The organism is Methylobacterium radiodurans (genome assembly GCF_003173735.1).
In the GTDB taxonomy this organism is placed as follows: domain Bacteria; phylum Pseudomonadota; class Alphaproteobacteria; order Rhizobiales; family Beijerinckiaceae; genus Methylobacterium; species Methylobacterium radiodurans.
Window position 1 is genome coordinate 4,566,994 of the sequence record NZ_CP029551.1, and the last position, 25,106, is coordinate 4,592,099.

Below are 25,106 nucleotides of genomic sequence, written 5' to 3' on the forward strand. Positions count from 1 at the left end.
TCGGTTTCTGGACCCCCAAGGCGCGCCTGTGATACGGCGCCGCCCATGACCTCCCGCCAGCGCGCCCTCGACGCCGTGCAGCCCCGCGGCCGGATCGGCGTCGAGATCGGCCCGCTGAACCGGCCGCTGATCCGCCGCGACGACGGCGAGATCCTCTACGCCGACCACCGCACGACCGCGGATCTGCGCACCAAGTACGCGACCCATCCCGACGTCACCGGGCCCGACGCCGCCCCGCTCATGGAGGTCGACCTCGTCCTCGAGGGCCGGACGCTGGCGGAGGCGCTGGGTCACCGGGCGCCCGTCGACTACATCGTGGCGAGCCACGTGATGGAGCACGTCGCCGATCCGATCGGCTGGCTCGGCGACATGGCCGCGAGCCTTCGCGAGGGCGGCGTCCTGTTCCTGGCCGTGCCCGACAAGCGCTTCACCTTCGACTTCCGGCGCGCGCCCTCGACCACGGGCGACCTCGTCGCCCACCATCTGGCCGGCGCCACCACGACGAGCCCGGCCCAGATCTTCGAGCACACCGCCCGCACGGCGAGCGTCGATCTCGTGGCGATCTGGGCGGGCGCGGGCCGCGAGCCCCCGCCCCTCTTCGACAACCAACTCGTCAGCGCGCTGCGCGACGCGAGGCTGGTGGCCGAGACCGGCACCTATTTCGACGCCCACTGCACGGTCTACACGCCGGTGAGCTTCCTCGCCGTCTTCGGCGAATTGATCGCCCTCGACCTGATCCCGTTCGAGATCGCCGCGATCGCGCCGACCGAGCACGAGCAGCTGCAGTTCTACGTGAGCCTGCGCAAGCGCGCCGCCGCGAGCCCGGCCGAGCGGGCCGCCGCGACGCCGCGCCTCGATCTGCGCCGCCACCACGACCTGCCAGAGCCCCCGCCCCCGCCGCCCCTGGGCTGGCGGGCGCGGGTCGCCCTGGCCTGGCGGGTGCTGCGGACGGGCCGCAGCACCCAGGACGCCGGAGCGCACCGCTGAGAACCCCGAGCGGGATCCTCAGACCAGCATCTTGCCCTCTTCCGAGATGACGTCGCCGAGCTCGACCCCGGTCTCGCCGAGGTAGTCGGACAGGAGCATCTCGTTGTGGGCCTTGCCCGAGGGGATCATCGGGAAGCAGTTCTCGGTCTTGTCGACGACGCAGTCGAAGATCACCGGCCCGTCATAGGCCAGCATCTCCGCGATGGCGGCGTCGAGGTCGCCCGGCTTCTCGCAGCGCATGCCCTTGGCGCCGTAGGCCTCGGCGAGCTTCACGAAGTCCGGCAGGCTCTCCGAGTAGCTCTGCGAGTAGCGCGAGCCGTGCAGCAGCTCCTGCCACTGGCGCACCATGCCCATGTACTCGTTGTTCAAGATGAAGATCTTGACCGGCAGCCGGTACTGCACCGCCGTCGAGAGCTCCTGGATGTTCATCAGGATCGAGGCCTCGCCCGCGATGTCGATGACCAGCCCGTTCGGGTGGGCGAGCTGCGTGCCGATGGCCGCCGGCAGGCCGTAGCCCATGGTGCCGAGGCCGCCGGAGGTCATCCAGCGGTTCGGCTCCTCGAACTTAAAGTACTGGGCCGCCCACATCTGGTGCTGGCCGACCTCGGTGGTGACGTAGGTCTCGCGGTCCTTGCAGGCCTCGTAGAGGCGCTGCACGGCGTATTGCGGCTTGATGATCGTGCCCGACGGCCAGTAGGCGAGGCACTCGCGGGCGCGCCAGGTGGCGATCTTGCCGAACCAGCCCTCGAGGTTGCTCTTGTCGGGCCGCGACGGCAGGGCGCGCCAGGCGTCCAGCATGTCCTCGAGCACCGAGGCGCAGTCGCCGACGATGCCGACATCGACCTTGACCACCTTGTTGATCGAGGAGGCGTCGACGTCGATGTGGATCTTCTTCGAGAAGGGCGAGAAGGCGTCGAGGCGGCCCGTGATGCGGTCGTCGAAGCGCGCGCCGACGCAGATCATCACGTCGCACTCGTGCATCGCGAGGTTGGCCTCGTAGGTCCCGTGCATGCCGAGCATGCCCAGGAACTTGTCGTCCGAGGCCGGGAAGGCGCCGAGCCCCATCAGCGTCGAGGTGACGGGGAAGCCGGTCTCGGCCACCAGCTCGCGCAGCAGGCGCGACGCCTCGGGGCCCGAGTTGATGACGCCGCCGCCGGTGTAGAAGATCGGCCGGCGGGCTCCCGCCATCAGCTCGACGGCCGCGCGGATGCGCTCGCGGTCGCCATCCACGGCCGGGCGGTAGGTCTTGTGCTGCGAGGACGAGGGCTTCTCGTAGAGGCCGGTCGCGAACTGGATGTCCTTCGGCAGGTCGACGACGACCGGGCCCGGACGGCCGTTCTTCGCGACGTAGAAGGCCTCGTGCAGGATGCGCGGCAGGTCGTCGATCGATTTGACCAGATAGTTGTGCTTCGTGCAGTGCCGGGTGATGCCGACCGTGTCGCATTCCTGGAACGCGTCGGTGCCGATGAGGTGCGTGGGCACCTGGCCGGTGATGCAGACGAGCGGGATCGAGTCGAGCATCGCGTCGGTGAGGCCGGTGACGATGTTGGTGGCGCCGGGGCCCGAGGTGACGAGGACGCAGCCGACCTTGCCCGAGGAGCGCGCGTAGCCTTCCGCCGCGTGGACCGCGCCCTGCTCATGGCGCACCAGCACGTGCTTGACCGCCTCCTGGTGGAAGAGCGCGTCGTAGATCGGAAGCACCGCGCCGCCCGGATAGCCGAACAGCGTATCGACGCCCTGATCCTGGAAAGCCCGGATGACCATCTCGGCCCCGGTCATGACCTCGCCGCCCATCGTCTTCCTCCTCGTCCCGTCTTCGTCTCGTGTGTCTTCGGTTCGATCAGCCCGGGCCTCAGGCAACAAAAAAGGGCCCCGAGGGACCCTGCATGCGCCACCGCCCGGATCGCGGCCCGTGGATCAGGGCCGCCCCGTCAGTGGCGCTAGCGTTACGATGAGGGCCGTGCGCATCGCGTGAAGTCCGATCCGGAACCGTTCCTGCCGACGGTCCCAGGTCTGGGCTCCTGCCGGAAAGTGTCGGGCGTGATAGCGGAGGGGACTCCAACGGTCAACGGGCGCCAGCCACAAAGTTTCACGCTGGCGGGCCGGCGGCGGGCGGCCTCAAGCCTCCGGCGGCCGGCGGCGCTCCACCCAGCCGCTCGCCGCGTCGTAGGCGGCCCCGAGTTCGAGGCAGGCGCGCTCGCCGTGGTTCGGCCCGACGATCTGGATGCCGGTCGGCAGGCCGCCGGGGCCGAAGCCCGCCGGCACGGCGAGCGCCGGCAGGCCCGACATCGTCGCCGGGATCACCGTCTCCATCCAGCGGTGATAGGTGTCCATCGGCCGGCCGGCGACCGCGTGGGGCCAGCGCCAGTCGATCGGGAACGGGAAGACCTGGGCGCACGGGGCGACGAGGAACGGGTAGGTCTCCATGAAGGCCCGCAGCGCCCGGTACCAGCGCGTGCGCCCCTCCTGCGCCCGGGTGACGGCCTTGGCGCTCAAGGTCAGGCCGCGCTCGACCTCCCAGGCCGCCTCGGGCTTGAGCTGGGCGCGGGTCGCCGGGTTCTCGTAGAACGGCCGCAGACTGGCCGCGACCGTCCAGGCCCGCAGCGTCAGCCAGTCGCGCCAGAGCGCCTGATAGTCGAAGGCCGGGTACGCCGCCTCGACCGTGCAGCCGATCGCCCGGAACGTGTCGAGGGCGGCGCTGCCGGTCTCCAGCACGCCCGGCTCGAAGGGCAGGTGCCCGCCGAGATCGCCCATCCAGGCGATCCGGGTGCCTGTGAAGTCCCGCTCCAGCGGGGCGGCGAAGACGGCCGGATCCTCCCGGTTCGAGAGGGGCACGCGCGGGTCGTAGCCCGCGACGACCGAGAGCATCAGCCCGATATCGGCCGGCGAGCGCCCGACCGCGCCGAGCACGCCGAGGGAGGGCGTGAAGAGGTCCGGGCTCTCGGCCGGGATGCGGCCGTGGCTGGTGCGCAGGCCGTAGAGGTTGTTGAAGGCCGGCGGGTTGCGCAGCGACCCGGCATGGTCGCTGCCGTCCGCCACCGGCAGCAGCCGGAGCGCCACAGCGACCGCCGCTCCGCCGCTCGACCCGCCGCCGCTGAGCGCGGGATCGTAGGCGTTGCCGGTCGCGCCGTGAACCGGGTTGAAGCTGTGCGAGCCGAGGCCGAATTCCGGCACGTTGGTCTTGCCGACGAAGATCGCCCCGGCCGCGCGCAGCCGCGCGACCATGATCGAGTCGGTCTCGGCCACGCGGCCGCGGAAGATCGGCGAGCCCTGCGTGAAGGGCAGGCCGCGGACCGGATCGAGGTCCTTCACCGCCAGTGGAAAGCCGTGCAGCGGGCCCGCAGGCTCGCCGCGGGCGAGCTGCGCGTCGCGGGCCTCGGCCTGCCGGAGGAGCCCCGCGCGGTCCTGAAGCCCGACGATCGCGTTGACGCGCGGGTTCAGGCGCTCGATCCGGTCGAGATAGACCCGCATCACCTCCGCGCAGGAGACCTGCCGCGCCCGGATCGCCGCCGCCAGCGCGACGGCGCCGAGATCCGTGATCGCGTCGGAATCCACCGGCCTCAGCCCTGCCGCCACTCGGAGGCGTGGTAGACGAAGCGGTCGCCCTCGCTCGCGAGCGCCGCGAGCCCGGTGAAGGCCGGATCCTGCACGGTGATGACGCTCGTGGGGATCTCGCGCATCAGCGCGGAGAACGGCGCCTTGTCCTCGAAGGCGGTGCGGAAATCGCCCTCCTGCAGCACCCGCACGATCCGGGGCGCGATGCCGCCGCCGATATAGACGCCGCCGGTCGCCAGGAAGGTGAGCGCGAGGTTGCCGCAGACCCGGCCGAGCAGGCGCCCGAACAGGGCCAGCGCCTCGGCCGCGTGCGGGTCGGCGGCCGCGAGCCCGGCCTCGGTCACGGCCGCCGGGTCGATCCGCTCGGCCGGGACGCCAGTGCGGACGTGCCGCACGGCCGCGTGCAGCCGCGCGAGGCCGGGGCCGGACAGCACCGTCTCGACGGAGATGCGGCCCTCGGCGGGGGGCAGCACGTGCCAGACCGCCTCCTCGTCGGGTGTCGCCGGCCCGAGATCGGTGTGGCCCGCTTCCGTGGAGACGATGGCGAGGTGGTCGCCGTAGGGCACGAGCGCGGCCGCACCGAAGCCGGTCCCGGGCCCGAGCACCACGCGGGCGCCCGCGGGCGGCTCGACCGGGCAGTCCTTGGCGGGGCCGATCGGGGTGAGGTCGGTCGGCGCGATGTCGGCCGCGCCCGCCGCCACCGGCACGTAGTCGTTGACGACGACCGCGCGTCCGAGGCCGAAATCGGCCCCGATCCGGGACGGCGCGACCAGCCAGGGCGCGTTCGTGAGCTGGATCTCCGGCCCGTCCACCCGGCCCGCGATGGCGAGGATCGCCGAGCGTGGAGCCGGACCACGCGCTCCCTTGGCGAGGGCCGCCCGGATCGCGCTCGTGGGGTCGGGGTGGCCGTGGGTCGGCTCGTGCGAGAGGGCCTGGGGTTCGGCGCCCTTCTCCGGCACGAGCGCGAAGCGCGCGTTGGTGCCGCCGATATCGCCGACGAGGACCGGGAACTCGAACATGCGGACCGCGCTCCTCTGGGCCGGACGGCGGGGACGGGAGGATCAGGCTCCGGGCAGGGCGTCCGGGTCGAGGGGCGCGCCGTCCGCCCAGGCGGTGAGAAGCTGGCGCACGGCCGCTGGATCGGCGAGGCGCCGGCTCGCGACCGTGTCGCCGTCGCCGACCCGCACCGAGACGCCCCCGTCCGCATTCACGGACGCGAAGGCGATCTCGTCCGTGCGGTCGTCGCCCAGGAAGACGGCGCGCCGGCCCGCGTAGGGCGCGGCCTCCAGGAAGGCCCGGATGGCGTGGGCCTTGGTGGCGCTCGCCGGCACGATCTCGCCCACCGCCTTGCCGAGCTGCAGGCGGTAATCGGCCCCGAGCGCGGCGGCGGCCTCCTTCACGATCGTCTCGGCGCGCTCGGCATCCTCCGGCGCGGCGAGGCGCCAGTGGACCGCGACCGAGGCGCCCTTGTCCTCGATCAGCACCGCGTCGAGATCTGCGACCCGGGCCTTGAGCCGCTGCACCTCGGCGCGCAGGGCCGGATGATCCTCGGCCCGCCCGCCCGTCAGCGCCCCGTCGGTGCGGCGCTCGACACCGTGCAGGCCGGCGACGTCGAAGCGGCCGGGGGCGAGGAACCCGTCGATCACGGCGACCGGACGGCCGGTGACGATGGCGAGCGCGCCGCCGAGCCGCTCGCGCAGGCGCTCCAGGGTGGGCACGAGATCCGGATCGACCCGCACGGCGTCCGGCCGCGGCGCGATCTCGACGAGAGTGCCGTCGAAATCGAGGAACAGGGCAAGGCTCACGCGGCGCGCTCCGGCGGGTCGGGTATCCCACCCGAGCTAGCACGCTGCCGGACGTCGCCGCAAACGCCCGGCACACGGCGGCCCCAGGGCTCGCCAGGACCCCCTGCCCCGCTATACCTCGCCCATGAGGCGCGAGCGGAGAGTGGCGATGCAGGTTGTGGCGGATCCGAAGGATCTCGGCCTCTGTCCCGGGCGGCTGGAGCGCATCGACGGCTGGATGCGCCGGCTGGTCGCGGACGGCCGGCTCGCCGGCCTCTCGGTCTCAGTGATGCGGCGCGGGCAGCTCGCCTTCGCGCGGGCCCACGGCCTCGCGGATCTCAAGCGCGGCACGCCCTTCGGCCTCGATACCGTGACGCGCATCTACTCGATGACGAAGCCGCTGACCTCGGTGGCCGTGATGCAGCTCTACGAGGAGGGCCGCTTCCAGCTCGACGACCCGGTCGCGCGCTTCCTGCCGGAATTCTCGGACATGCGCGTCGCGACCGGCGGCAACCGGGCCAAGCTCGAGACCGAGCCGGCGCGCCGGACGATCACCATCCGCGACCTCCTCACCCACACGGCGGGGCTGACCTACGGCTTCATGGAGGCGACGCTGGTGGACGCGCTCTACCGGCAGCAGGGCGCGGACTTCCTGCGCGCCGATGCCACACTCGCCGAGGTGACCCGGACCGTCGCCGGGCTGCCGCTCCTCGCCCAGCCGGGCGCGGCCTGGAACTACAGCGTCGCCACCGACGTGCTCGGGCGCCTCGTCGAGGTGGTGTCGGGGGAGGACTTCGCCGCCTACCTGCGCGAGCGCGTGATCCGCCCGCTCGGCATGCACGACACCGATTTCCACGTCCGGCCGGAGAACCGGGACCGCTTCGCCGCCTGCTACGTCTACGACGGCGAGCGGCGGCTGACCCAGTACGACGACGCGGTCGAGACGGTGTTCATGAAGCCGCCTGCCATCGCGTCGGGCGGCGGCGGCCTCGTCTCGACGGCCGCCGACTACCTGCGCTTCTGCCGCCTCGTCCTGAACGGGGGCGAGCTCGACGGCGTGCGGCTTCTCGGGCGCAAGACCGTGGCGCTGATGACCGCGAACCATCTGCGGGGCGACCTCGCCGCGATGGGCACGCCGCGCTTCGCCGAGACCTCCTACGACGGGATCGGCTTCGGCCTCGGCTTCTCGGTGATGCTCGATCCCGCCCGCGCCCAGATCCTGGGAAGCCCGGGCGAGATCGCCTGGGGCGGCCTCGCCTCGACGGCCTTCTGGATCGACCCGTCCGAGGAGCTGGCGGTCGTCCTGCTGACGCAGCTCATCCCCTCCTCGGCCCTGCCGATCCGCAAGGAGCTGCGTGTGATGACCTACGCGGCCCTGATAGACTAGGGCCGGAACAGCGCCCGCCCCGGGGCGTTCAGGGCGAGGTGCCCCGGCGCGGCAGGAGACGGTTTGACGGTGGAAGGCGGGGGGACGGTGCGGGCCGGCGCGGCACAGGGCGAGGCGCCGTGGCGCGGCCTGTTCGAGCGGCTGCACGAGGGTTTGCTGATCGGTGAGGTCGTGCGCGACGCTGGCGGCGCCGTCGTCGACTGGCGCTACCTCGACGTGAACCCGGCCTGGGAGCGCCTCGTCGGCATCCCGCGCGAGCGGGCCGTCGGCCGCACGCTGCGCGAGTTGATCCCGGGGATCGAGGAGGCCTGGATCGCGGACGCCGCCCGCGCCGTGGCCGAGGCCGCGACCGTCACCTTCTCGCGGCGCGTGGAGGTGTTCGACCGCTGGTACGACGGGCACGCCATCGCGCTCGGCGGCGAGCGCTTCGCCGTGCTGTTCCTGGAATCCACCGCGCGCCGCGACGCCGAGATGCGGCTGCGCGAGGGCGAGGCGCGCCTGCGCATGGCGGCCGACGCCGCCGAGATCGGGCTCTGGGACCTCGACTGCGCGGACGGGCGCCTGTTCTGGGACCAGCGGGTCCGGGCGATGTTCGGGGTCTCCGACGACCGGCCGATCGTCCTCGCGGATTTCGAGGCCGCCCTGCACCCGGACGACCGTGCGGCGGTGCGGGCGGTGCTGGACGCCGCCCTCGATCCGGCCCGGCGCGCCCTCTACGACGTCGAGTACCGGGCTGTCGGCCTTGACGATGGTGTCGTGCGCTGGGTCGCCGCCAAGGGGCGCGGCCAGTTCGACGAGGCGGGGCGCTGCCTGCGCTTCACCGGCACCGCCATCGATGTCGGCGCCCGCAAGGCCGCCGAGACCCGGCTCGCCGAGAGCGAGGCGCGCTTCCGCAACATGGCCGACCACGCCCCGGTCATGATGTGGGTGACCGATCCCAGCGGGGCTTGCACCTACCTCAACCGGAGCTGGTACGCCTATACGGGCCAGAGCGAGGCGGAGGGGCTCGGCCTCGGCTGGCTCGACGCGGTGCATCCGGACGACCGCGGCTGGTCGGGCGAGACCTTCCTCGCCGCCAACGCCCGGCAGGCGCCGTTCCGGATCGAATACCGCCTGCGCGGGGCGGACGGGCGCTACCGTTGGTTCATCGACGCGGCCGAGCCGCGGCTCGCCGAGGACGGGAGCTTCCTCGGCTATATCGGCTCGGTCGCCGACATCCACGACCGCAAGGAGGCCGAGCAGCGCCTGGTGGACGCCACGCGCCGGCTCGACGCCATCCTCAACAACGCCACCCAGGCGATCTTCCTGATGGATGAGCGCCAGCACTGCGCCTACATGAACCGGGCGGCCGAGCAGCTCACCGGCTACAGCCTCGCCGAGACCGCCGGGCGCGCGCTGCACGACGTCGTGCACCACACCCGGCCGGACGGCTCGCCCTACCCCCTCTGCGAGTGCCCGATCGACCAGGCCTTCCCTGAGAACAACCAGGAGCAGGGCGAGGAGGTCTTCGTCCACCGGGACGGCTCGTTCTACCCCGTGGCCTTCACGGCGAGCCCGATCCGCGACGAGACGGGCCGGCCCATCGGCACGGTGATCGAGGCCCGCAACATCGAGGCGGAGCTGCGCGCCAAGGCGGCGCTCGAGGCCTTCAACGCGACGCTGGAGGGGCGCGTCGCCGAGGAGGTCGCCGCCCGCGAGAGCGCAGAGGCGGCCCTGCGGCAGTCGCAGAAGATGGAGGCGGTGGGCCAGTTGACCGGCGGCCTCGCCCACGACTTCAACAATCTGCTCACCGGCATCACCGGCTCGCTCGAACTCCTGCAGACCCGCATGGGCCAGGGCCGGATGACCGATCTCGACCGCTACATCAACGCCGCGCAGGGGGCGGCGCGCCGCGCTGCCGCCCTGACGCACAGGCTTCTCGCCTTCTCGCGCCGCCAGACCCTCGACCCGAAGCCGACCGACGTGAACCGCCTGGTGGCGGGCATGGAGGAGCTGATCCGCCGCACCATCGGCCCGTCCGTGACCCTGGAGGTGGTCGGCGCCGCGAGCCTCTGGTCCGCGCTCGTCGATCCGAGCCAGCTCGAGAACGCGCTCCTGAACCTCTGCATCAACGCGCGCGACGCCATGCCGGAGGGCGGGCGCATCACCATCGAGACCGCCAACCGCTGGCTCGACCACCGCGCCGCCCGAGACCGCGACCTCGATCCCGGGCAGTACCTGTCGCTGTGCGTCACGGATACCGGCACCGGCATGACGCCCGAGGTGATCGCCAAGGCCTTCGACCCGTTCTTCACCACGAAGCCGATCGGCCAGGGCACGGGCCTCGGCCTCTCCATGATCTACGGCTTCGTGCGCCAGTCCGGCGGTCAGGTGCGGATCTACTCGGAGGTCGGCCAGGGGACGACCATGTGCCTCTACCTGCCGCGCCACCACGGGGCGGCCGAGGGCGCCGAGCCGCTGCCCGACCTCGCCGCCGCACCGCGCGCCGAGCAGGGCGAGACCGTGCTCGTCGTGGACGACGAGCCCTCGGTCCGGATGCTGGTGACGGAGGTTCTGGAGGATCTCGGCTACACCGCCATCGAGGCGGCGGACGGGCCCTCCGGCCTGCGCCTGCTCCAGTCCGACATCCGCATCGACCTGCTCGTCACCGATGTCGGGCTGCCCGGCGGCATGAACGGCCGGCAGGTGGCGGACGCCGCCCGCGTCGGCCGGCCGGGCCTGAAGGTCCTGTTCATCACCGGCTACGCCGAGAACGCCGCGGTCGGGAACGGGCATCTGGAACCCGGCATGGCGGTGCTCACCAAGCCCTTCGTCATGGAGACGCTGGCCAGCCGCATCCGCGAGATGATCGAGGGATGATCGCGTGATGATCCGCGCCCGGCATTGGCCTCGTGCGTCGCGGAGGCGGTTTTGGCGCTGCGGCCGGTGGTGTAGAGCAAGAGTCCGTCGGCCCGTCCCCGAGGCCCGACATCGTTTGCCGATCGAGGCGCGCGACCGTGCAGATTCCCGATAGCGATGCCCAACCCGTGCCCGCGGGCGTGGACGGCCTCGATTACCTCCTGCGCGGCGGCTACGCCCGCAACCGGTCCCATCTGATCGAGGGCCGGCCCGGCTCCGGCAAGACCACCCTCGCCATGCAGTTCCTGCTGGAGGGCGCGCGGCGGGGGGAGCGCTGCCTCTACATCACCCTGACGGAGAGCCGCCGCGAGCTGATGAACATCGCCGGGCGGCACGGCTGGTCCCTCGACGGCATCGAGATCGTCGAGCTGGTGCCGCCCGAACTCAGCCTCGACCCGCGCCAGCAGCAGAGCCTCGTCCACGCCTCCGACCTCGAACTCGGCGAGACCGTGCACCTCGCGATGGCCGAGATCGAGCGGGCCAAGCCCGACCGTCTGGTCTTCGACAGCCTCTCGGAGATCCGGCTGCTCTCGCAGGGGTCCCTGCGCTACCGCCGGCAGGTCCACGCCCTGCGCAGCTTCCTGCTGATCCAGAACACCACCGCGCTGCTGCTCGACGACCTCACGGCCGAGGCCGACGACCTCAACCTGCACAGTCTCAGCCACGCGGTGATCCGCCTGGAGCACCTCGCGCCGCTCTACGGTGCGGAGCGGCGCCGCCTGCGCGTGATCAAGATGCGCGGCACCGCCTTCCGGGGCGGCTTCCACGACTACGTCATCCGCCGCGGCGGCCTCGTGATCTACCCGCGCCTCGTCGCGGCGGACCATCCGGCCAGCTTCCCGGAGGCGCGGATCGGCAGCGGCAACCGCGCCCTCGACGCCCTGGTCGGCGGCGGCCTCGACCGCGGCACCAGCACGATGCTGATCGGCCCTTCGGGCGTCGGCAAGTCGACGGTCGCTGCGGCCTACGTGATCGCTGCGCTCGAGCGCGGCCAGCGCGCCTTGATGCTCTCCTTCGACGAGAGCACGAGCGTGCTGATGCGCCGCTGCCGCGGCCTCGGCCTGGACCTCGCCCCCCACGTCGAGAGCGGGCTCCTGCGCATCGAGCAGATCGATCCGGCCGAGATCTCGCCGGGCGAGATGGCCGCGCGGGTGCAGGACGCGGTCGAGCGCGAGGGCGCCGGCATCGTGGTGATCGACTCCCTCACCGGCTACCACAACGCGATGCCGGAGGAGCGCTTCCTGCTCCTCCAGATGCACGAGATCCTGACCTATCTGAACCAGCAGGGCGTGGTCACGCTCCTGATCCTCGCCCAGCACGGGATGGTCGGCCCGATGAAGGCGGCGGTCGACCTGACCTATCTCAGCGACACGATCCTGCTGTTCCGGACCTTCGAGGCGGCGGGCGCGCTCCGCCGCGCGATCTCGGTGGCCAAGAAGCGCACGGGCGGGCACGAATCGACCATCCGCGAGTTGCGGATCGACAGCGGCGGAATCACGGTCGGCGAGCCGCTGCGGCGGTTCCGCGGGGTGATGACCGGGGTGCCCACCTTCGACGGCGAGGCGGACGCTCTCCTGCCCAACCCCGATGCCTGAACCCGCCCTGCCGGTCCTGATCCTGGCGCCGCAGGGGCGGGACGCCGAGGTCGCCACCTCCATCCTGACCGAGGCCGGCATTCCGAACCGGATCTGCGCCTCGTTGCCAGAGCTGGTGGAGGCGCTGGACGGCGCGACCTGCGCGGTCGTGACCGAGGAGGCCCTGCTCGCGGCCAACCGCCAGATCCTGGCAGACTGGGTCGCGCGCCAACCCCCCTGGTCGGACTTTCCCTTCATCCTGCTGACCCTGCGCCGGGGCCACCCCGACCCGCGGCTCGCCGAGGCGCTCGGCAACGTCAACTCCCTGGAGCGGCCCTTCCACCCCTCCACGCTCGTGATGGCCGCGCGCTTCGCGGAGCGGGCGCGCCGCCGCCAGCACGATGCGCGGGCCCATCTGGAGGAGCGCGAGCGCACCGCCGAGCGCCAGGCCTTGCTGATCCGCGAGTTGCACCACCGGGTGAAGAACACGCTGGCCACAGTCCAGGGGCTGCTCGGCGCCTCGGCGCGGGCGGCTACCAGCGTGGATGCCTTCTACAACGCCTTCTCGGCGCGCATCATCTCGCTCGCCAAGACCCACAACCTGCTGACCGAGGATTACTGGCAGCAGGCCTCCTTGCGCGAGATGCTGGTCAACGAGCTCGGCCCCTACGACGACGAGCGGGGCGGGCGCATCCGGCTCGACGGGCCGGCGGTCGAGCTGATCGGCGATCTCGCCGTGCCGACCGGCATGGCGATCCACGAACTCACCACCAACGCCGCCAAGCACGGCGCGCTCTCGACGCCGGAGGGGCGCGTCGCGGTGCGCTGGGACGTGCGCGAGGCGGAGGGGGCCCGCGTGCTGCGGCTCGACTGGCGCGAGAGCGGCGGCCCGCCGGTCGCCGAGCCGACCCGCAGGGGGTTCGGCTCGACGCTGCTCCAGCGGGTTCTGAAGATCCAGTGCGGCGCGGAGATCGCGTTCGCCTACGAGCCGGCGGGCCTGCATTTCCACATGGAGGTGCCGCTGCCCGACCAGCGCACCGTGCCGGCCTACGAGGGCTGAGGACGCCTCAGATCAGCGCCGCCGCGACGGCGAGCAGGCCGGCCAGGAGCCCGGCGAGGCCTGCGCCGGCGAGCACCGCGGCGCGCAGGCGGCCCGGACGTTGGTTGTCGTTGCAGGCCGGCGGCAGCGCGCTCGGGAAGCGGCGCCACTTGCGCGAGAAGGAGGGCGCGTCCTGGAGGGCGCCGGGCCTCGGCGCGTCGGGCTGGTGGCGGCAGGACATGGACCGTTGGGCCGGTGCGAGGCGTCCCGGGGAGACGAGCGCAGCATAGCACGGGCGCGGGCCGGCACCACAGCGGATGCCGGCCCGCGCGATCCGCCCGAGCGGGTTACTCGGCGGCGGGCTTGGGGGCGGCACCCTGCGGCTTGGCGGCCGGCTTCGCCGCGGCGGTGCCCGCGGGCGCGGCGGTCGAGCCCGTGGCGGCGGGCTTGGCCGGCAGCCACTCGGGATCGGAGCGGGGACCGCCGGGGCCGTTGGTCGGGCCGGTGAGCTGGCCCGGCAGCACGTCCGTGACCTTGTTCCAGGTCTGCGACTTGCACAGGAAGGCGATCAGGCAGCCGCGCACGGTCAGCTCGCCCGGCGTCTCGGACCAGATCGTCACGTCGTAGGACTTGCCGTCCTCCGAATTGTAGATCCGGCCCTCGTAGCGGGCATCCGCGTTCGGCTTCAGGCCGAGGATGAGCTGGTGGCCGAGGGAGGCCCGGGCCTGCTTCTTCGGGTCCGGGTTCTTGAAGTCGATCCGGGGCTGGCCCTTGTCGTTGAGCGGCACCTTCAGCCACACGACGTAGCCGCAGAGGTTCTTCTCGGCCGGGCCGCACTTCTCCATGCGGATGCGGGCGCGCCCGTCCTCGGTGAGGAAGGTGCCGGTCGCGTCCGCCGGGGTGGCGGCATGGCCCGCGCCCGTCAGGCCAGCCAGCAGCGCGGCCGGCAGCATCGCGCGCCGGAGGCCGGCCCGCACTGTGCCCGCCGCGATCAGTCGAAACGTCATGCCATACTCCCAAGCGAAGCGGGCCGCGCCCCTCCGGCCCCGCTCGTCTGCACACTGTCCCGGCAGCCCCTCGACCCCTCGCGGGGCGGGCTGGCCTGTCGGGGTCCGCAATCCGCCCCGAAGTTGACCGCATCATGACGTCCGGTGAGATCTCGCACCGATCCGGCATCCCGCCGCATTCAGATCCCCGGCTTCATCCCTGCGCCTGCATGATCGTCCGCCCGCGCCCGAACCTCCTCGCCATCCTGTTCACGCTGCGGGGCTCGATCCTGCCGCAGGTCGCCCCGACCGTGCTGGGGCTGGCCGCCTTCGCCTGCCTCGTGGTGGCCGCCGAGCAGCGCTGGCCCGAGGCCTTCCCGGTCACCGCGGGGATCGGCCCGTTCACGCTGATCGGCCTCGCGCTCTCGATCTTCCTGAGCTTCCGCAACAACGCCTGCTACGAGCGCTGGTGGGAGGCCCGCAAGCTCTGGGGCGGGCTGATCGTGGAATCGCGCGGCCTCGCCCGCGCGCTGAATGCCCTCCTGCCCGGCACCGGGGAGGCCGCCCTGCGACGGGCCGCCCTGCGGCGCGTCGCGGGCTTCGCCCACGGCCTGCACGCGCGCCTGCGCGGCGCCGATGAGGCGGCGGCGGTCGCGCCCTGGCTGCCGCCGGGCGAGGCGCCGGGCGGCCTCTGCCCGACGGACGCGGTGCTGGCGGGTCTCTCGGCCGACCTCGCCGGGGCGATGCGACGGGGGGTCCTCAGCGACGTCCTGTTCGGGCTGCTGGAGCGCAAGCTCGCCGACCTCTCGGCGATCCAAGCGGCCTGCGAGCGCATCCGGACGACGCCCCTGCCCTTCGCCTACACGCTGCTGCTCTACCGCACGGCCTGGCTCTACTGCCTCTTCCTGCCGGTCGGCCTCTCCGGCTCGCTCGGCTGGGCGACGCCGGCCGCGGTCGCGCTCGTGGCCTACACCTTTTTCGGCCTCGACGCGCTGGGCGACGAACTGGAGGAGCCCTTCGGCACGGACCCGAACGACCTGCCCCTCGACGCGATGCTGCGCACGGTCGACGCGATCGTGCTCGACGCGCTCGGCGAGCCGGTGCCCGAGCCGCTGGAGCCCGAGAAGTTCCTGCTGCGCTGAGGCGATGCCGGGCCCCCTTCCGGCGCGGCTGGCTAGATCCGGGTCGGCGGCCGGTCCAATCCCGGGCCCAGCGCCCGCTGCATCAAGAGGGTGTCGAGCCAGCGCCCGTGCTTGTAGCCGACCCCCGGGAGGCTGCCTGCGGGCACGAAGCCCGCGCCCGCGTGCAGGGCAACGGAGGCGTCGGACCCAGGATGCGCGATCACCGCCACGAGCCGGCGCGCGTCGAGGGCCGCGCAGGCCGGGATGAGGGCTCCGAGCAGCGCGCGCCCGACGCCCTGCCCCCGCGCCTCCGGCGCAACGTAGACGGAGGTTTCCAGCGTCGACCGGTAGGCCGCGCGCGTCCGGTAGAGGCCGGCATAGGCGTAGCCGACGACCAGGGCGCCGCGTGCCGCCACGAGCCAGGGCAGGCCCGCCGCGAGGAGTTCCGCATGCCGGCGGCCCATCTCCGCCTCGCTCGGCGGTTCGGTCTCGAAGGTCGCGGTGCCGTTCAGCACGGCCTCCGCGTAGATCCGGGTGATCGCCCCGATGTCACCGGGACCCGCTTCGCGCAGCGTCAGCGTCATGCCGGCACGCTAGCGGTGGCGCGGTTTCGCGGCAACGCGGGCGCCCGCTCGCACCATCCCCCGCCCTGCCGCCGACGCGGAGAAGGGGCCGGCGCCCGCGCGCCGACCCCTTCGAGACGTCCGATTGTGGGAGGCCGCTTACTCGGCCGCGGTCACGTCGGCGGTGAAGTGCCCGCACCAGTCCTGCGAGGCGACGACGGGCCACAGGCCCTTCGACTCCGGGGCCGGCTGGCTGACCGGGGGGTTGAAGCGGCACAGGCCCTCGTCGCCCGAGGCCTGGGCGCCGTTGAGCTTGTGGTCGTCGAAGAAGCGGCAGCTCTCGCAGGAGGCGTTGGTACCGGCCATGGTCAGGTCTCCGTTCGCGTGGTGATCCATCGCGGGCTGCCGGCCGTCCGAGCCGGCACCTCGCTCGCGAGTTCTTAATTAGAACAACTCAAAAGAAGCGTCAATGGAGCCGCCTGCGCGGCAGGACGACGCCGTGCCGCGGAACGGGGTTTATCCCCGGCCTGCCCTGTGATGATGTGCGCTCCCGCCGTTCGGCCGGCGCGCCGAGCCGCCTCTCCCGGAGTTACGCACAGGACCGTCCTTGTTCCGTCTGATCTACAAGAGCGCGGCGCGCCACGAGGCGGAGGAGATGTTCCGGGCGCCCAACCTGCCGGCCATTCTGGAATCCTCGCGTCGGCGGAATGGCGAGCACGGCATCTCCGGCGTCCTCGTCTATACGGGTACCGGGTTCCTGCAGGTGCTGGAGGGCGGACAGGTCGAGGTCCTGGCCGTGTTCGAGCGCCTGCTTGTCGACCGGCGCCACCGCAGCGTCTCGGTGATCGAGATGGGCGAGGCCGAGCGGCGCCTGTTCGGCACCTGGTCGATGGGCTTCCTGGGGGCTTCGCCGGAGGCCGACGCGCGGCTCGAGGCCGCGCTCGGGCCCGTTTCGGGGCTTGAGCGGGATCCCGTGCGCCGGGTCGAGCTCCTGCGCTCGACGCTGCTCCTGCTCGTGGACGCGCCGATCAGCCTGCTCTGGCGCGAGGGCCCGATCTGATTCCGGTGCGGGCACGAAGTTTTCGCGGAACGGAGCCGGCGACCTCCGGTTCACCCGATACGGCACGGCGGCGTGCCGGACGCTCGGAGCGTTTCCTCCCCTGACTCGGGCCGCCCGCACGGGCGGCTCTTTTTTTTGCGTAGTCAGGCGGTCAGCCGGCCCTCTTCCACCGCGTGGCAGGCGACGCCGTCGAGGAGCCGCGGCACCTCGGACCGGCAGCGCGCGTTCGCGTGCGGGCAGCGCGGGTTGAAGGTGCAGCCCGAGGGCGGATCGATCGGGTTCGGGATCTCGCCCGAGACCGGCGTGCGGGCGCGGCCGATATGGGCGAGGTCCGGCACCGCGTCGAGCAGCATGCGGGTGTAGGGGTGGCGCGGGCGCTCGAAGATCGCCGCCTTGTCGCCGACTTCCACGAGGCGGCCCAGATACATCACGCCGATCCGCGTCGCCATATGGCGCACCACGGCGAGGTTGTGGCTGATGAACAGGTAGGTCAGCCCGAGCCGGTCCTGCAGGTCGCGCATCAGGTTCAGGATCTGGGCCTGGACCGAGACGTCGAGGGCCGAGGTCGGCTCGTCGCCGACCAGGAACTCCGCTTGGCTCGCCAGCGCCCGCGCGATGGCGACGCGCTGGCGCTGGCCGCCCGAGAATTCGTGCGGGTACTTGCGCGCGTCGTCCGGGTGCAGGCCGACGAGGCGCAGCAACTCGCCGACGCGCGCGCGGATCGCCGCCTCGCCCTGGATCAGGCCGAAGGCCCGGATCGGCTCCGCGACGATCGCGCCGACGCGCCAGCGCGGGTTCATCGAGGCGTAGGGATCCTGGAAGATCATCTGGATCCGGGCGCGCAGGCGCCGCCGGGCGGCCTCCTGGCGAGGATCCGTCATCGAGATGTCGGCGATCCGGACCTCGCCGCCCGAGGGCGGCAGCAGCCCCACCACCATGCGGGCGACGGTCGACTTGCCAGAGCCCGACTCGCCCACCAGCGCGAAGGTCTCGCCGCGGGCGATCGTGAAGCCGACCCCGTCGACCGCCTTGAGGGTCTGCCGGGGGGCGCGCTCGATCACCCGGTTGAGCCAGGGCTTCGACACGTCGAAGACCCGGCGCAGGTCCTCGACCTCGACATAGGCGCTCATGCGGCTTCTCCGCGCCCGTCGTAGAGGTGGCAGGCGACCCGCGTCCGCTCGACCGCGACCGGCTCCGGCCGCTCGCTCCGACAGCGCCCGAACACGTTCGGGCAGCGTGGATTGAAGGCGCAGCCCGGCGGGATCGCGGTGAGCCGCGGCATCGCGCCGGGAATCTGGGTCAGGCGCTCGGCGGTGTCGCTGAGCGTCGGGATCGCGCCCATCAGGCCGCGGGCGTAGGGGTGGTGGGGCGCCCGCACCACGCTCTCCACCGGGCCGATCTCGGCGATGCGGCCCGAATACATCACGGCGACCCGGTCGGCGGCCTCGGCGATCACCCCCATGTCGTGGGTCACCAGCATCACGGCGGTGCCGCGCTCGCGGCAGAGGCGCTTGAGGAGCGCGATCACCTGGGCCTGGACCGAGACGTCGAGGGCCGTCGTCGGCTCGTCGGCGATGATCAGCTCGGGCTCGGCCGCGAGCGCCAGCGCGATCACCACGCGCTGGCGCATGCCGCCGGAGAACTCGTGCGGGTAGCCGTCGATGCGCCGCTCGGGCGCCGGGATGCCGACCTCGGTGAGGAGATCGATTGCCCGGGCCCTGGCGGCCTTGGCGGAGAGGTCGGTGTGGGTGCGGATCGTCTCCACGATCTGCTCGCCGACCCGGTAGAGCGGGTCGAGGGAGGTCAGCGGGTCCTGGAAGATCATGCCGATGCGGCGCCCCCGCACCCGGCGCATCTTCTCGGGTGGCAGGTTGTCGATGCGCTCTGAGCCCAGCCGGATCTCGCCCCCGGCGATGCGGCCGGGCGGGTCGATCAGCCCGATGACGGCCGCGCCCGTCACCGACTTGCCGGCCCCGGACTCGCCCACCACGCCCAGGATCTCGCCGCGGCCGATGTCGAAGGAGACGCCGTCGATGGCGGTCAGCGTGCCCCGGCGCGTCTCGAAGACGACGCGCAGGTCGCGCACGGAGAGGACGGTGTCGCTCATTGCAGCTTCGGGTTCAGCGCGTCGCGCAGCCAGTCGCCCAGCAGGTTGATGGCGATGACGAGGCCGGCCAGCGCGATGCCGGGGAAGGCCACCACCCACCACTCGCCCGAGAACAGGAACCGGTTGCCGGTGCGGATCAGGGTGCCCAGCGAGGGCATCGTCTCGGGCAGGCCCGTGCCGAGGAACGACAGGGTCGCCTCGGTGATGATCGCGAGCGCGAGGTTGATGGTGGCGATGACGAAGACCGGGCCGGTGACGTTCGGCAGGACGTGCCGCACCATGATGACGGGCGTGGACAGGCCGATCAGGCGGGCGGCCTGCACGTAGTCCTTGCCGCGCTCCACCATCACGGAGGAGCGCACGGTGCGGGCGTATTGCACCCAGAAGGAGAGCCCGATCGAGACCACGATGAGGAGGATCGTGGCGTTGGTGTCCAGCGCCCCGCCGAAGGAGGCCTTGGCGACGCCATCCACCACAAGCGCGATCAGGATCGCCGGGAAGGTCAGCTGCACGTCGGCCACGCGCATGATGATCGTGTCGAGGACCCCGCCCACGTAGCCCGCGACGAGCCCGAGCCCGATGCCGAGCGTGCCGGAGACCAGGACGCCCAGCATCCCGACGATCAGCGAGAGGCGCAGGCCGTAGAGCACCGCCGAGAGCACGTCGCGGCCCTGGTCGTCGGTGCCGAGCAGGAAGGATGCCTGCCCCTCCGCCTTCCAGATGGGCGGCAGGTTCGAGTTGAGCAGGTCGAGCTGTGCCGGGTCGTAGGGGTTCTGCGGCACGATCCAGGGCGCGGCGAAGGCGAGCGCGAACAGCAGCACGGTCGCCACGAAGGCCGCCATCGCCGTCTTCGAGCGGCGGAAGCTCGCCCAGAGATCGGAATCGAGAAGGCGCGCCAGCCGGGACCGGGCGGGGTGCCGGACGTCCGGGGCCTCGGCGGCATCGTCCATCGCGGCACTCATGCGGCGCGCCCCACGCTGGTGCGGAGCCGGGGATCGACCACCGTGTAGAGGATGTCGACCACGAGGTTGATCGTCACGAAGATCGCGGCCACTAGCAGCAGGTAGGCCGACATGATCGGGATATCTACGTTCTGCACCGCCTGGACGAAGAGCAGACCCATGCCGGGCCACTGGAACACCGTCTCGGTGATGATCGAGAAGGCGATGACCGAGCCGAGCTGAAGGCCCGCGATGGTGATGACGGGCACGAGCGTGTTCTTCAGGGCGTGGCCGAGATGGATGGCGCGGGTGGACAAGCCGCGGGCACGGGCGAAGCGGATGTAGTCGGTGCGCAGCACCTCCAGCATCTCGGCCCGGACGAGCCGCATGATCAGGGTCATCTGGTAGAGGCCCAGCGTCACCGAGGGCAGGATCAGGGCCTTCAGGCCCGAGACGGTGAGGAAGCCCGTGGTCCAGCCCCCGATCCGCACCGTGTCGCCACGCCCGTAGGAGGGCAGCCAGCCGAGCGTCACCGAGAACAGGAAGATCAAGAGGATGCCGATCAGGAAGGTCGGCAGCGAGACGCCGACGAGCGAGATCGCCTGGAACAGCTTGGCGAGAAACGTGTCCCGCTTGAGGGCGCAGTAGACCCCCATCAGGATGCCGACGCCGAGGGCGAAGAGCGTGGCGCAGAAGGCCAGCTCCAGCGTCGCCGGGATGCGCTCGGCCAAGAGCGCCGTCACCGGCTGACGGAACTGGTAGGAGATGCCGAAATCGCCCCTGAGGACGTTTCCGGCATAGCGCCCGAATTGCACCAGCATCGGGTCGTCGAGGCCGAGGCTCCTGCGGATCTCGGCCCGCTCGGCGACCGGCGTGTCCGGTCCGACGATCTGGTTCACGGGGTCGCCCGCGAACCGGAACATGGCGAAGGCGATCAGGCCGACGACGCCCAGCACCACGAAGGCCTGGGCGAGGCGGCGGATCAGGAACGCGAGCACGCTTGCCGCCTCAGGGCTTCTTCGACACCCAGTAGAGGTAGAGGTAGTTATCCGGGCGCTGGGTCAGCGTGACTTTCTTCGACACGCCCCATGCGAGCGCCTGCTGGTGCAGCGGGATGTAGCCCCAATCGGCAGAAATCGTGTCGAAACCCTCCTTGATCAGGGCGTCGCGCTTGGTCTTGTCGGTCTCCTGCTCGACCTTGTCGGCGATCTCGTCGATCTTCGGGTTGCAGTAATTGCCGATGTTCCAGCCGCCGCGGCCGGATTTCGGGTCGTTCCGGCAGCCCGCGATCTCGTACAGGATGTTGTGGCTGTCCTGCGAGGAGGGCGTCCAGCCGACGAGGTAGAACGAGGTGTCGTAGGCGGGCGCCAGCACCTTGGCGAAGTATTTGGCCTTGGGCTGGGCGTTGAGGTTCACCTTCACGCCGACCCGGGCGAGCATCGAGACGACGGCCTGACAGATCGCCTCGTCGTTGACGTAGCGGTCGTTCGGGCAATCCATCGTGAGGGTGAACCCGTCCGGGTAGCCCGCCTCGGTCAGCAGCGCCTTGGCCTTCTTCGGGTCGTAGGCCGGGCGCTTGAACTCGCCCGAGCGGTCGTAGAGCGAGGGGGCGATCAGGATCGCGGAAGGGGTCGCCTGACCGCGCATCACGCGCTTGGCGATCGTGTCCTCGTCGATGGCGAGGTAGAAGGCCTCGCGCACACGCTTGTCCTTGAACGGGTTCTTGCCCTTGACGCTCGAATCCTTCAGCTCGTCGCGCCACTGGTCCATGCCCAGGAAGATCGTGCGCAGCTCGGGGCCGGCCATCACCACGGCGTTGCCGCTCGACTCGACGCGGGGCTGGTCCTGCAACGGCACAGGATCGATCCAGTCGACCTCGCCGGACAGGAGCGCGGCGACGCGGGTGGCCGAGTTGCCGATCGTGGTGAAGACCGCCTCGTCGAGGTTCGACTCGACCTTGCCCCAGTAGCCGGGGAATTTCTTGAACACCGTGCGCACGCCCGGCTGGTGCTCGGTGACGACGAAGGGGCCGGTGCCGTTCTCGTTCAGCGTGGCGAAGCTCGGCGAGGTGGCGGTCGGGGCCGAGGGCTGGACGGCGTTGTTCTTCTCGGCCCAGGTCTTCGACATGATGTACCAGGTCGGGAACTGGGCGATCGCGATCGGGTTCGGCGTCTTCAGCTTCATGTCGACGGTGTAGTCGTCGACCTTCACGAACTCGGCGTCGGCCGGCACGTTCGTCTGGAAGTTGGAGCCCGGCGCGCGCACGCGCTGCACCGAGAAGATCACGTCGTCGGCGGTGAAGGGCGAGCCGTCGTGGAACTTCACGCCCTTGCGCAGGTGGAAGCGCCAGCGCGTCGGCTCCGGCGTCTCCCAGGATTCGGCGAGCGCGGGCACGAACTTCATGTCCTTGTCGCGCATGATCAGCGCTTCGTAGACGGCGCCGTGCATCCCGATCGTGAAGGTCTCCTTCAGCGAGTAGGGATCGAGCGACTTGATGTCGCCCTGGAAGGCGAAGCGGAAGACGTTCTGGGCCTGCGCGAGGGACGAGCCCCCGAGGAGGCCCAGGGCGAGTCCGGCGGCGAGCAGCGCGTTCTTCATCGGCATCGTCAGAGCATCACACCGCATGCGCATCATGTCCACGCTTCGACCGGGAGGCCCTGTCGGAGGACCGGGAAGTACCCTCGCCGGTATGCGGAACTTGTGCCAGCAAGCTTGAGCGCTGCGCAACCGGGCCTTGCGGCCCTTGTCCTAGCGGGGCTCCGCCATCGACGCGGCGCCTGGCCGCAGCGGGACCACGTTGCCCCCGAAGTTTGCCAAGACTGTCCAGTCGACCGACACCGCCCGCGCGGGCTGTACGCGCGCGGCGCGCGGCTTGTCGGCAAGGTGCCGCTTCAGGCGCGGGCTGTATCGGCGCCGTGCGAGCCAGCCGGGCAGCGCCCCTCTGTTCCGTCCTGGCATCACCGCGTTCCCTCACCGTGTCGGCAGACCCGTGGGCCAGAATGCACGGGAGCGCTGCGGGAGCATCCTCCGATCAGAGGATGCCCCCGCAGCGGCCAACGATTCGGACGAAAGCAGGCCGGGATGGCGTTGGCGGCAATCCAAGATCGGGTCGGCGCTCCGAGCGGCCTCGGTTGGTGCTGACAAGCCTTCCGACGCATTCGGAAACGTTATTGGGATAGAATTTTCTGTGAGATCGCTGCACCGAATGCGTTTTGCCGACGCATTTGACTATCGGCTGTCTTGACGGATCGTGGCGCCTGCCCTTTCTCTCGAACCGTTGTGGTCGGGAGGTCGTCGTGTCGGAAAGTGATGAAGTTCTAGGGTCGGATCAGATCGAGCTGACGGTTGATATCGTCTCGGCTTATGTCTCGAACAATCATATCCAAGCCGTCGATCTTCCGACGCTGATCGGCACCGTGCACGCCGCGCTCGGTGATCTGTCGAAGCCGGCCGAGCAGGCCGAAGCCCCGGCCGAGAAGCTGACACCGGCCCAGATCCGTAAGTCGATCACGCCGGACGCGCTGATCAGCTTCATCGACGGCAAGCCCTACAAGACGCTGAAGCGCCACCTCACCAAGCACGGGCTGGACTTCCAGGCTTACCGCCAGCGCTTCGGCCTGCCGGCCGACTACCCGGCCACCGCCGCCAGCTACTCCGCCAAGCGCTCGGAACTGGCGCGCAGCCTCGGCCTCGGCCGCAAGAGCGAGGCCGCTGCCCTGGACACCGCGCCGGCCGAGACGGTCTCCGAGCCCGAGGAGGCGCCGGCCGAGGCGCCGAAGACGCGGGGGCGCCGCAAGGCTGCCGAGACGCCCACGCCGGCGCCTGCACCCGCCAAGGGGCGGGGCCGGAAAAAGTCCGCCGCCGAGGCGGCCGAGTAGCACGAGCACGCCGGATGGCGCGGGTTCTCGATACCCGCGCCGGATCCGCCTCGGCTAGCGGCCGAACAGGCTCTGCGCCACGGCGGGCAGGCGGTCCTGCCGGCTGCCGGCAACCACGACGAGCCGGCGGACCTCGCCGCGCAAAAAAGCCCGCAGGAAGCGATCGTAGTTGCGGAACACGACGCAACCGTTCGAGGCACCGCTCGGACCGAGCATGTAGGTGTGGGCGAGCAGCCCGACCCGATTGTGCACAGCGCCGCTCCCGCCGACCGGGTTGAGCCGGATCGCCCGCACCCCGTGGAACAGCGCCTCGCGCTCGGTCAGCAGGTAGGTGCCGGGCGGCGTGGCGCCGCGCATCGTCAGGTGGACGAGCTTCGGGTTGTCCTGCGCCGGGCCGAGGCCCGAATGCGCCTCCAGCACCTCGCCGCTCGGCAGGGTCACGGTGCGGGCGGTGATGTCGTAGATCGCCGTCGCCTCGGCCGTGGGCTCCGGCACGAGCGTCCGGCGCGGGATCGCCGCGACGGGATCGCGCTCCAGGGAGGCGTAGGCCATCGCCGTCTCCGGCCGCGTCTCGGGCGCCGGCCGCGTGCCGAACACCGCGTCGAAGAAGGAGCGCTCGGCCGCCGCGTCAGCCTGGGGCTGGACGACAGCCTGCCGCTGGGCCCGGGCGGCCAGCCGCTGGCGCCCCGCGGTGCGAGGCCTTTCCGCCTCGGGGCGAAGTTCCGCCGGGCGCGGCATCGGCAACGGTACGGTCTGCTCGGCGAGCCGGACCGGCTCGGGCTTGCGCGCCTGCGCCTCGGCGAACTTCGGGGCGGCGGCCGGCGCAACCGGAACGGCAGAGGCGGCGGGCGACGGCGCGAAGGCCCGCGGCGGTGTCGCGACCGAGAAGGAGCGCGTGCCGGTTCCGAGGATCGGCGTCGGATCGAGCATCCAGGCGACGCGGGCCGGCGCGGGCCTCGGCGGATCCGCCGGAGATCTGCCGGTCTGCGCTGCCGCCTGGGCCCGCTCGACCTGGGGCGGGCGCGCCTCAGGCGCCTGGGGCTCGGGCAGGTAGAAGCGGGCGAGCACCGCGCAGGCCATCGTCGCGGCCGCCGCCGGTCCCATAAACCCGCCGAGGAAACGCCCGAGGAGCCCGCGACGCGGGCGGCGGTGCGGGTGACGGACGCGGTGCGCGGACGGATACGCGGGCACGGTCATGCGGGTTACTCGGCTACGCGGGCCCCGCA

Annotated in this window: 22 protein-coding genes; 8 read left to right on the plus strand and 14 right to left on the minus strand. The window is 71.7% G+C overall.

Annotated features, from left to right (window positions below; genetic code table 11):
• Positions 1 to 45: 45 nt before the first annotated feature.
• A complete protein-coding gene (locus DK427_RS21435; protein ID WP_162559871.1) occupies positions 46 to 987 on the plus strand; it encodes a class I SAM-dependent methyltransferase in 942 nt (313 codons plus the stop codon).
• Positions 988 to 1,005: 18 nt separating this feature from the next.
• On the opposite strand, the gene DK427_RS21440 is transcribed toward DK427_RS21435, so the two are convergent.
• The 4 genes from DK427_RS21440 to otsB form a co-directional block, all read right to left on the minus strand.
• The gene (locus tag DK427_RS21440; protein ID WP_109953142.1) at positions 1,006 to 2,781 is read right to left on the minus strand and encodes an acetolactate synthase 3 large subunit; all 1,776 of its coding nucleotides are present in this window, start codon (positions 2,779 to 2,781) and stop codon (positions 1,006 to 1,008) included.
• A 324-nt stretch (positions 2,782 to 3,105) separates the two neighbouring features.
• Positions 3,106 to 4,542, minus strand: coding sequence for an amidase (locus DK427_RS21445; protein ID WP_204165212.1), 1,437 nt, complete (start codon positions 4,540 to 4,542; stop codon positions 3,106 to 3,108).
• Between the two features lie 5 nt (positions 4,543 to 4,547).
• Positions 4,548 to 5,561, minus strand: a complete 1,014-nt coding sequence (locus DK427_RS21450; RefSeq protein WP_109953143.1) for a glucokinase — start codon at positions 5,559 to 5,561, stop codon at positions 4,548 to 4,550.
• 42 nt (positions 5,562 to 5,603) lie between these two features.
• The gene (gene otsB, locus DK427_RS21455; protein WP_109953144.1) at positions 5,604 to 6,347 is read right to left on the minus strand and encodes a trehalose-phosphatase; all 744 of its coding nucleotides are present in this window, start codon (positions 6,345 to 6,347) and stop codon (positions 5,604 to 5,606) included.
• Positions 6,348 to 6,495: 148 nt separating this feature from the next.
• Here otsB and DK427_RS21460 point away from each other — a divergent pair, with 148 nt between their 5' ends.
• The 4 genes from DK427_RS21460 to DK427_RS21475 all read left to right on the plus strand — a co-directional run bounded on the left by DK427_RS21460 (position 6,496) and on the right by DK427_RS21475 (position 13,245).
• Positions 6,496 to 7,713 carry a serine hydrolase domain-containing protein gene (locus DK427_RS21460; RefSeq protein ID WP_109953145.1) on the plus strand — a complete coding sequence of 406 codons (1,218 nt, stop codon included), beginning with the start codon at positions 6,496 to 6,498 and terminating at the stop codon, positions 7,711 to 7,713.
• A 69-nt stretch (positions 7,714 to 7,782) separates the two neighbouring features.
• On the plus strand, positions 7,783 to 10,572 hold the full coding sequence (locus DK427_RS21465) for a hybrid sensor histidine kinase/response regulator (RefSeq protein ID WP_245931070.1): 2,790 nt from the start codon (positions 7,783 to 7,785) through the stop codon (positions 10,570 to 10,572).
• Positions 10,573 to 10,709: 137 nt separating this feature from the next.
• A complete protein-coding gene (locus DK427_RS21470) occupies positions 10,710 to 12,206 on the plus strand; it encodes an ATPase domain-containing protein (protein ID WP_109953147.1) in 1,497 nt (498 codons plus the stop codon).
• Entirely contained in the window at positions 12,199 to 13,245 is a 1,047-nt protein-coding gene (locus tag DK427_RS21475) for a sensor histidine kinase (RefSeq protein ID WP_109953148.1), read from the plus strand. Before DK427_RS21470 ends, DK427_RS21475 begins: the two co-directional genes overlap by 8 nt.
• Positions 13,246 to 13,252: 7 nt before the next feature.
• Here the strand turns inward: DK427_RS21475 and DK427_RS21480 are convergent, their stop codons facing one another.
• Both DK427_RS21480 and DK427_RS21485 read right to left on the minus strand, forming a co-directional pair.
• Positions 13,253 to 13,465: a hypothetical protein gene (locus DK427_RS21480; RefSeq protein WP_109953149.1), complete on the minus strand. Its 213-nt coding sequence runs from the start codon at positions 13,463 to 13,465 to the stop codon at positions 13,253 to 13,255.
• A 106-nt stretch (positions 13,466 to 13,571) separates the two neighbouring features.
• Positions 13,572 to 14,231 carry a DUF2147 domain-containing protein gene (locus DK427_RS21485; protein ID WP_109953150.1) on the minus strand — a complete coding sequence of 220 codons (660 nt, stop codon included), beginning with the start codon at positions 14,229 to 14,231 and terminating at the stop codon, positions 13,572 to 13,574.
• Positions 14,232 to 14,440: 209 nt separating this feature from the next.
• On the opposite strand from DK427_RS21485, the gene DK427_RS21490 reads away from it, so the two are divergent.
• Positions 14,441 to 15,352 carry a bestrophin family protein gene (locus DK427_RS21490; protein ID WP_109953151.1) on the plus strand — a complete coding sequence of 304 codons (912 nt, stop codon included), beginning with the start codon at positions 14,441 to 14,443 and terminating at the stop codon, positions 15,350 to 15,352.
• Positions 15,353 to 15,384: 32 nt separating this feature from the next.
• Here the strand turns inward: DK427_RS21490 and DK427_RS21495 are convergent, their stop codons facing one another.
• Together DK427_RS21495 and DK427_RS21500 are read right to left on the minus strand one after the other, a co-directional pair.
• Positions 15,385 to 15,915 carry a GNAT family N-acetyltransferase gene (locus DK427_RS21495; protein WP_109953152.1) on the minus strand — a complete coding sequence of 177 codons (531 nt, stop codon included), beginning with the start codon at positions 15,913 to 15,915 and terminating at the stop codon, positions 15,385 to 15,387.
• A 138-nt stretch (positions 15,916 to 16,053) separates the two neighbouring features.
• The gene (locus DK427_RS21500; protein WP_066921646.1) at positions 16,054 to 16,260 is read right to left on the minus strand and encodes a hypothetical protein; all 207 of its coding nucleotides are present in this window, start codon (positions 16,258 to 16,260) and stop codon (positions 16,054 to 16,056) included.
• A 241-nt stretch (positions 16,261 to 16,501) separates the two neighbouring features.
• Here DK427_RS21500 and DK427_RS21505 point away from each other — a divergent pair, with 241 nt between their 5' ends.
• Positions 16,502 to 16,954, plus strand: coding sequence for a BLUF domain-containing protein (locus DK427_RS21505; RefSeq protein WP_109953153.1), 453 nt, complete (start codon positions 16,502 to 16,504; stop codon positions 16,952 to 16,954).
• A gap of 143 nt (positions 16,955 to 17,097) precedes the next feature.
• Here DK427_RS21505 and DK427_RS21510 read toward each other — a convergent pair whose 3' ends face one another.
• The 5 genes from DK427_RS21510 to DK427_RS21530 are packed head-to-tail and all read right to left on the minus strand — an operon-like array spanning position 17,098 to position 22,606.
• The gene (locus DK427_RS21510) at positions 17,098 to 18,084 is read right to left on the minus strand and encodes an ABC transporter ATP-binding protein (protein WP_109953154.1); all 987 of its coding nucleotides are present in this window, start codon (positions 18,082 to 18,084) and stop codon (positions 17,098 to 17,100) included.
• Positions 18,081 to 19,061 (minus strand): ABC transporter ATP-binding protein, encoded by a 981-nt coding sequence (locus DK427_RS21515; RefSeq protein ID WP_109953155.1) that lies wholly within the window; start codon positions 19,059 to 19,061, stop codon positions 18,081 to 18,083. Before DK427_RS21515 ends, DK427_RS21510 begins: the two co-directional genes overlap by 4 nt.
• Positions 19,058 to 20,011: an ABC transporter permease gene (locus DK427_RS21520; RefSeq protein ID WP_204165213.1), complete on the minus strand. Its 954-nt coding sequence runs from the start codon at positions 20,009 to 20,011 to the stop codon at positions 19,058 to 19,060. Before DK427_RS21520 ends, DK427_RS21515 begins: the two co-directional genes overlap by 4 nt.
• An 8-nt stretch (positions 20,012 to 20,019) precedes the next feature.
• A complete protein-coding gene (locus DK427_RS21525) occupies positions 20,020 to 21,000 on the minus strand; it encodes an ABC transporter permease (RefSeq protein WP_109953157.1) in 981 nt (326 codons plus the stop codon).
• 10 nt (positions 21,001 to 21,010) lie between these two features.
• Positions 21,011 to 22,606, minus strand: a complete 1,596-nt coding sequence (locus DK427_RS21530) for an ABC transporter substrate-binding protein (protein WP_109953158.1) — start codon at positions 22,604 to 22,606, stop codon at positions 21,011 to 21,013.
• Between the two features lie 692 nt (positions 22,607 to 23,298).
• Here DK427_RS21530 and DK427_RS21535 point away from each other — a divergent pair.
• Entirely contained in the window at positions 23,299 to 23,880 is a 582-nt protein-coding gene (locus tag DK427_RS21535; protein WP_109953159.1) for a Ros/MucR family transcriptional regulator, read from the plus strand.
• A gap of 54 nt (positions 23,881 to 23,934) precedes the next feature.
• Here the strand turns inward: DK427_RS21535 and DK427_RS21540 are convergent, their stop codons facing one another.
• Positions 23,935 to 25,077 (minus strand): DUF2778 domain-containing protein, encoded by a 1,143-nt coding sequence (locus tag DK427_RS21540; protein ID WP_109953160.1) that lies wholly within the window; start codon positions 25,075 to 25,077, stop codon positions 23,935 to 23,937.
• Positions 25,078 to 25,106: the final 29 nt, after the last annotated feature.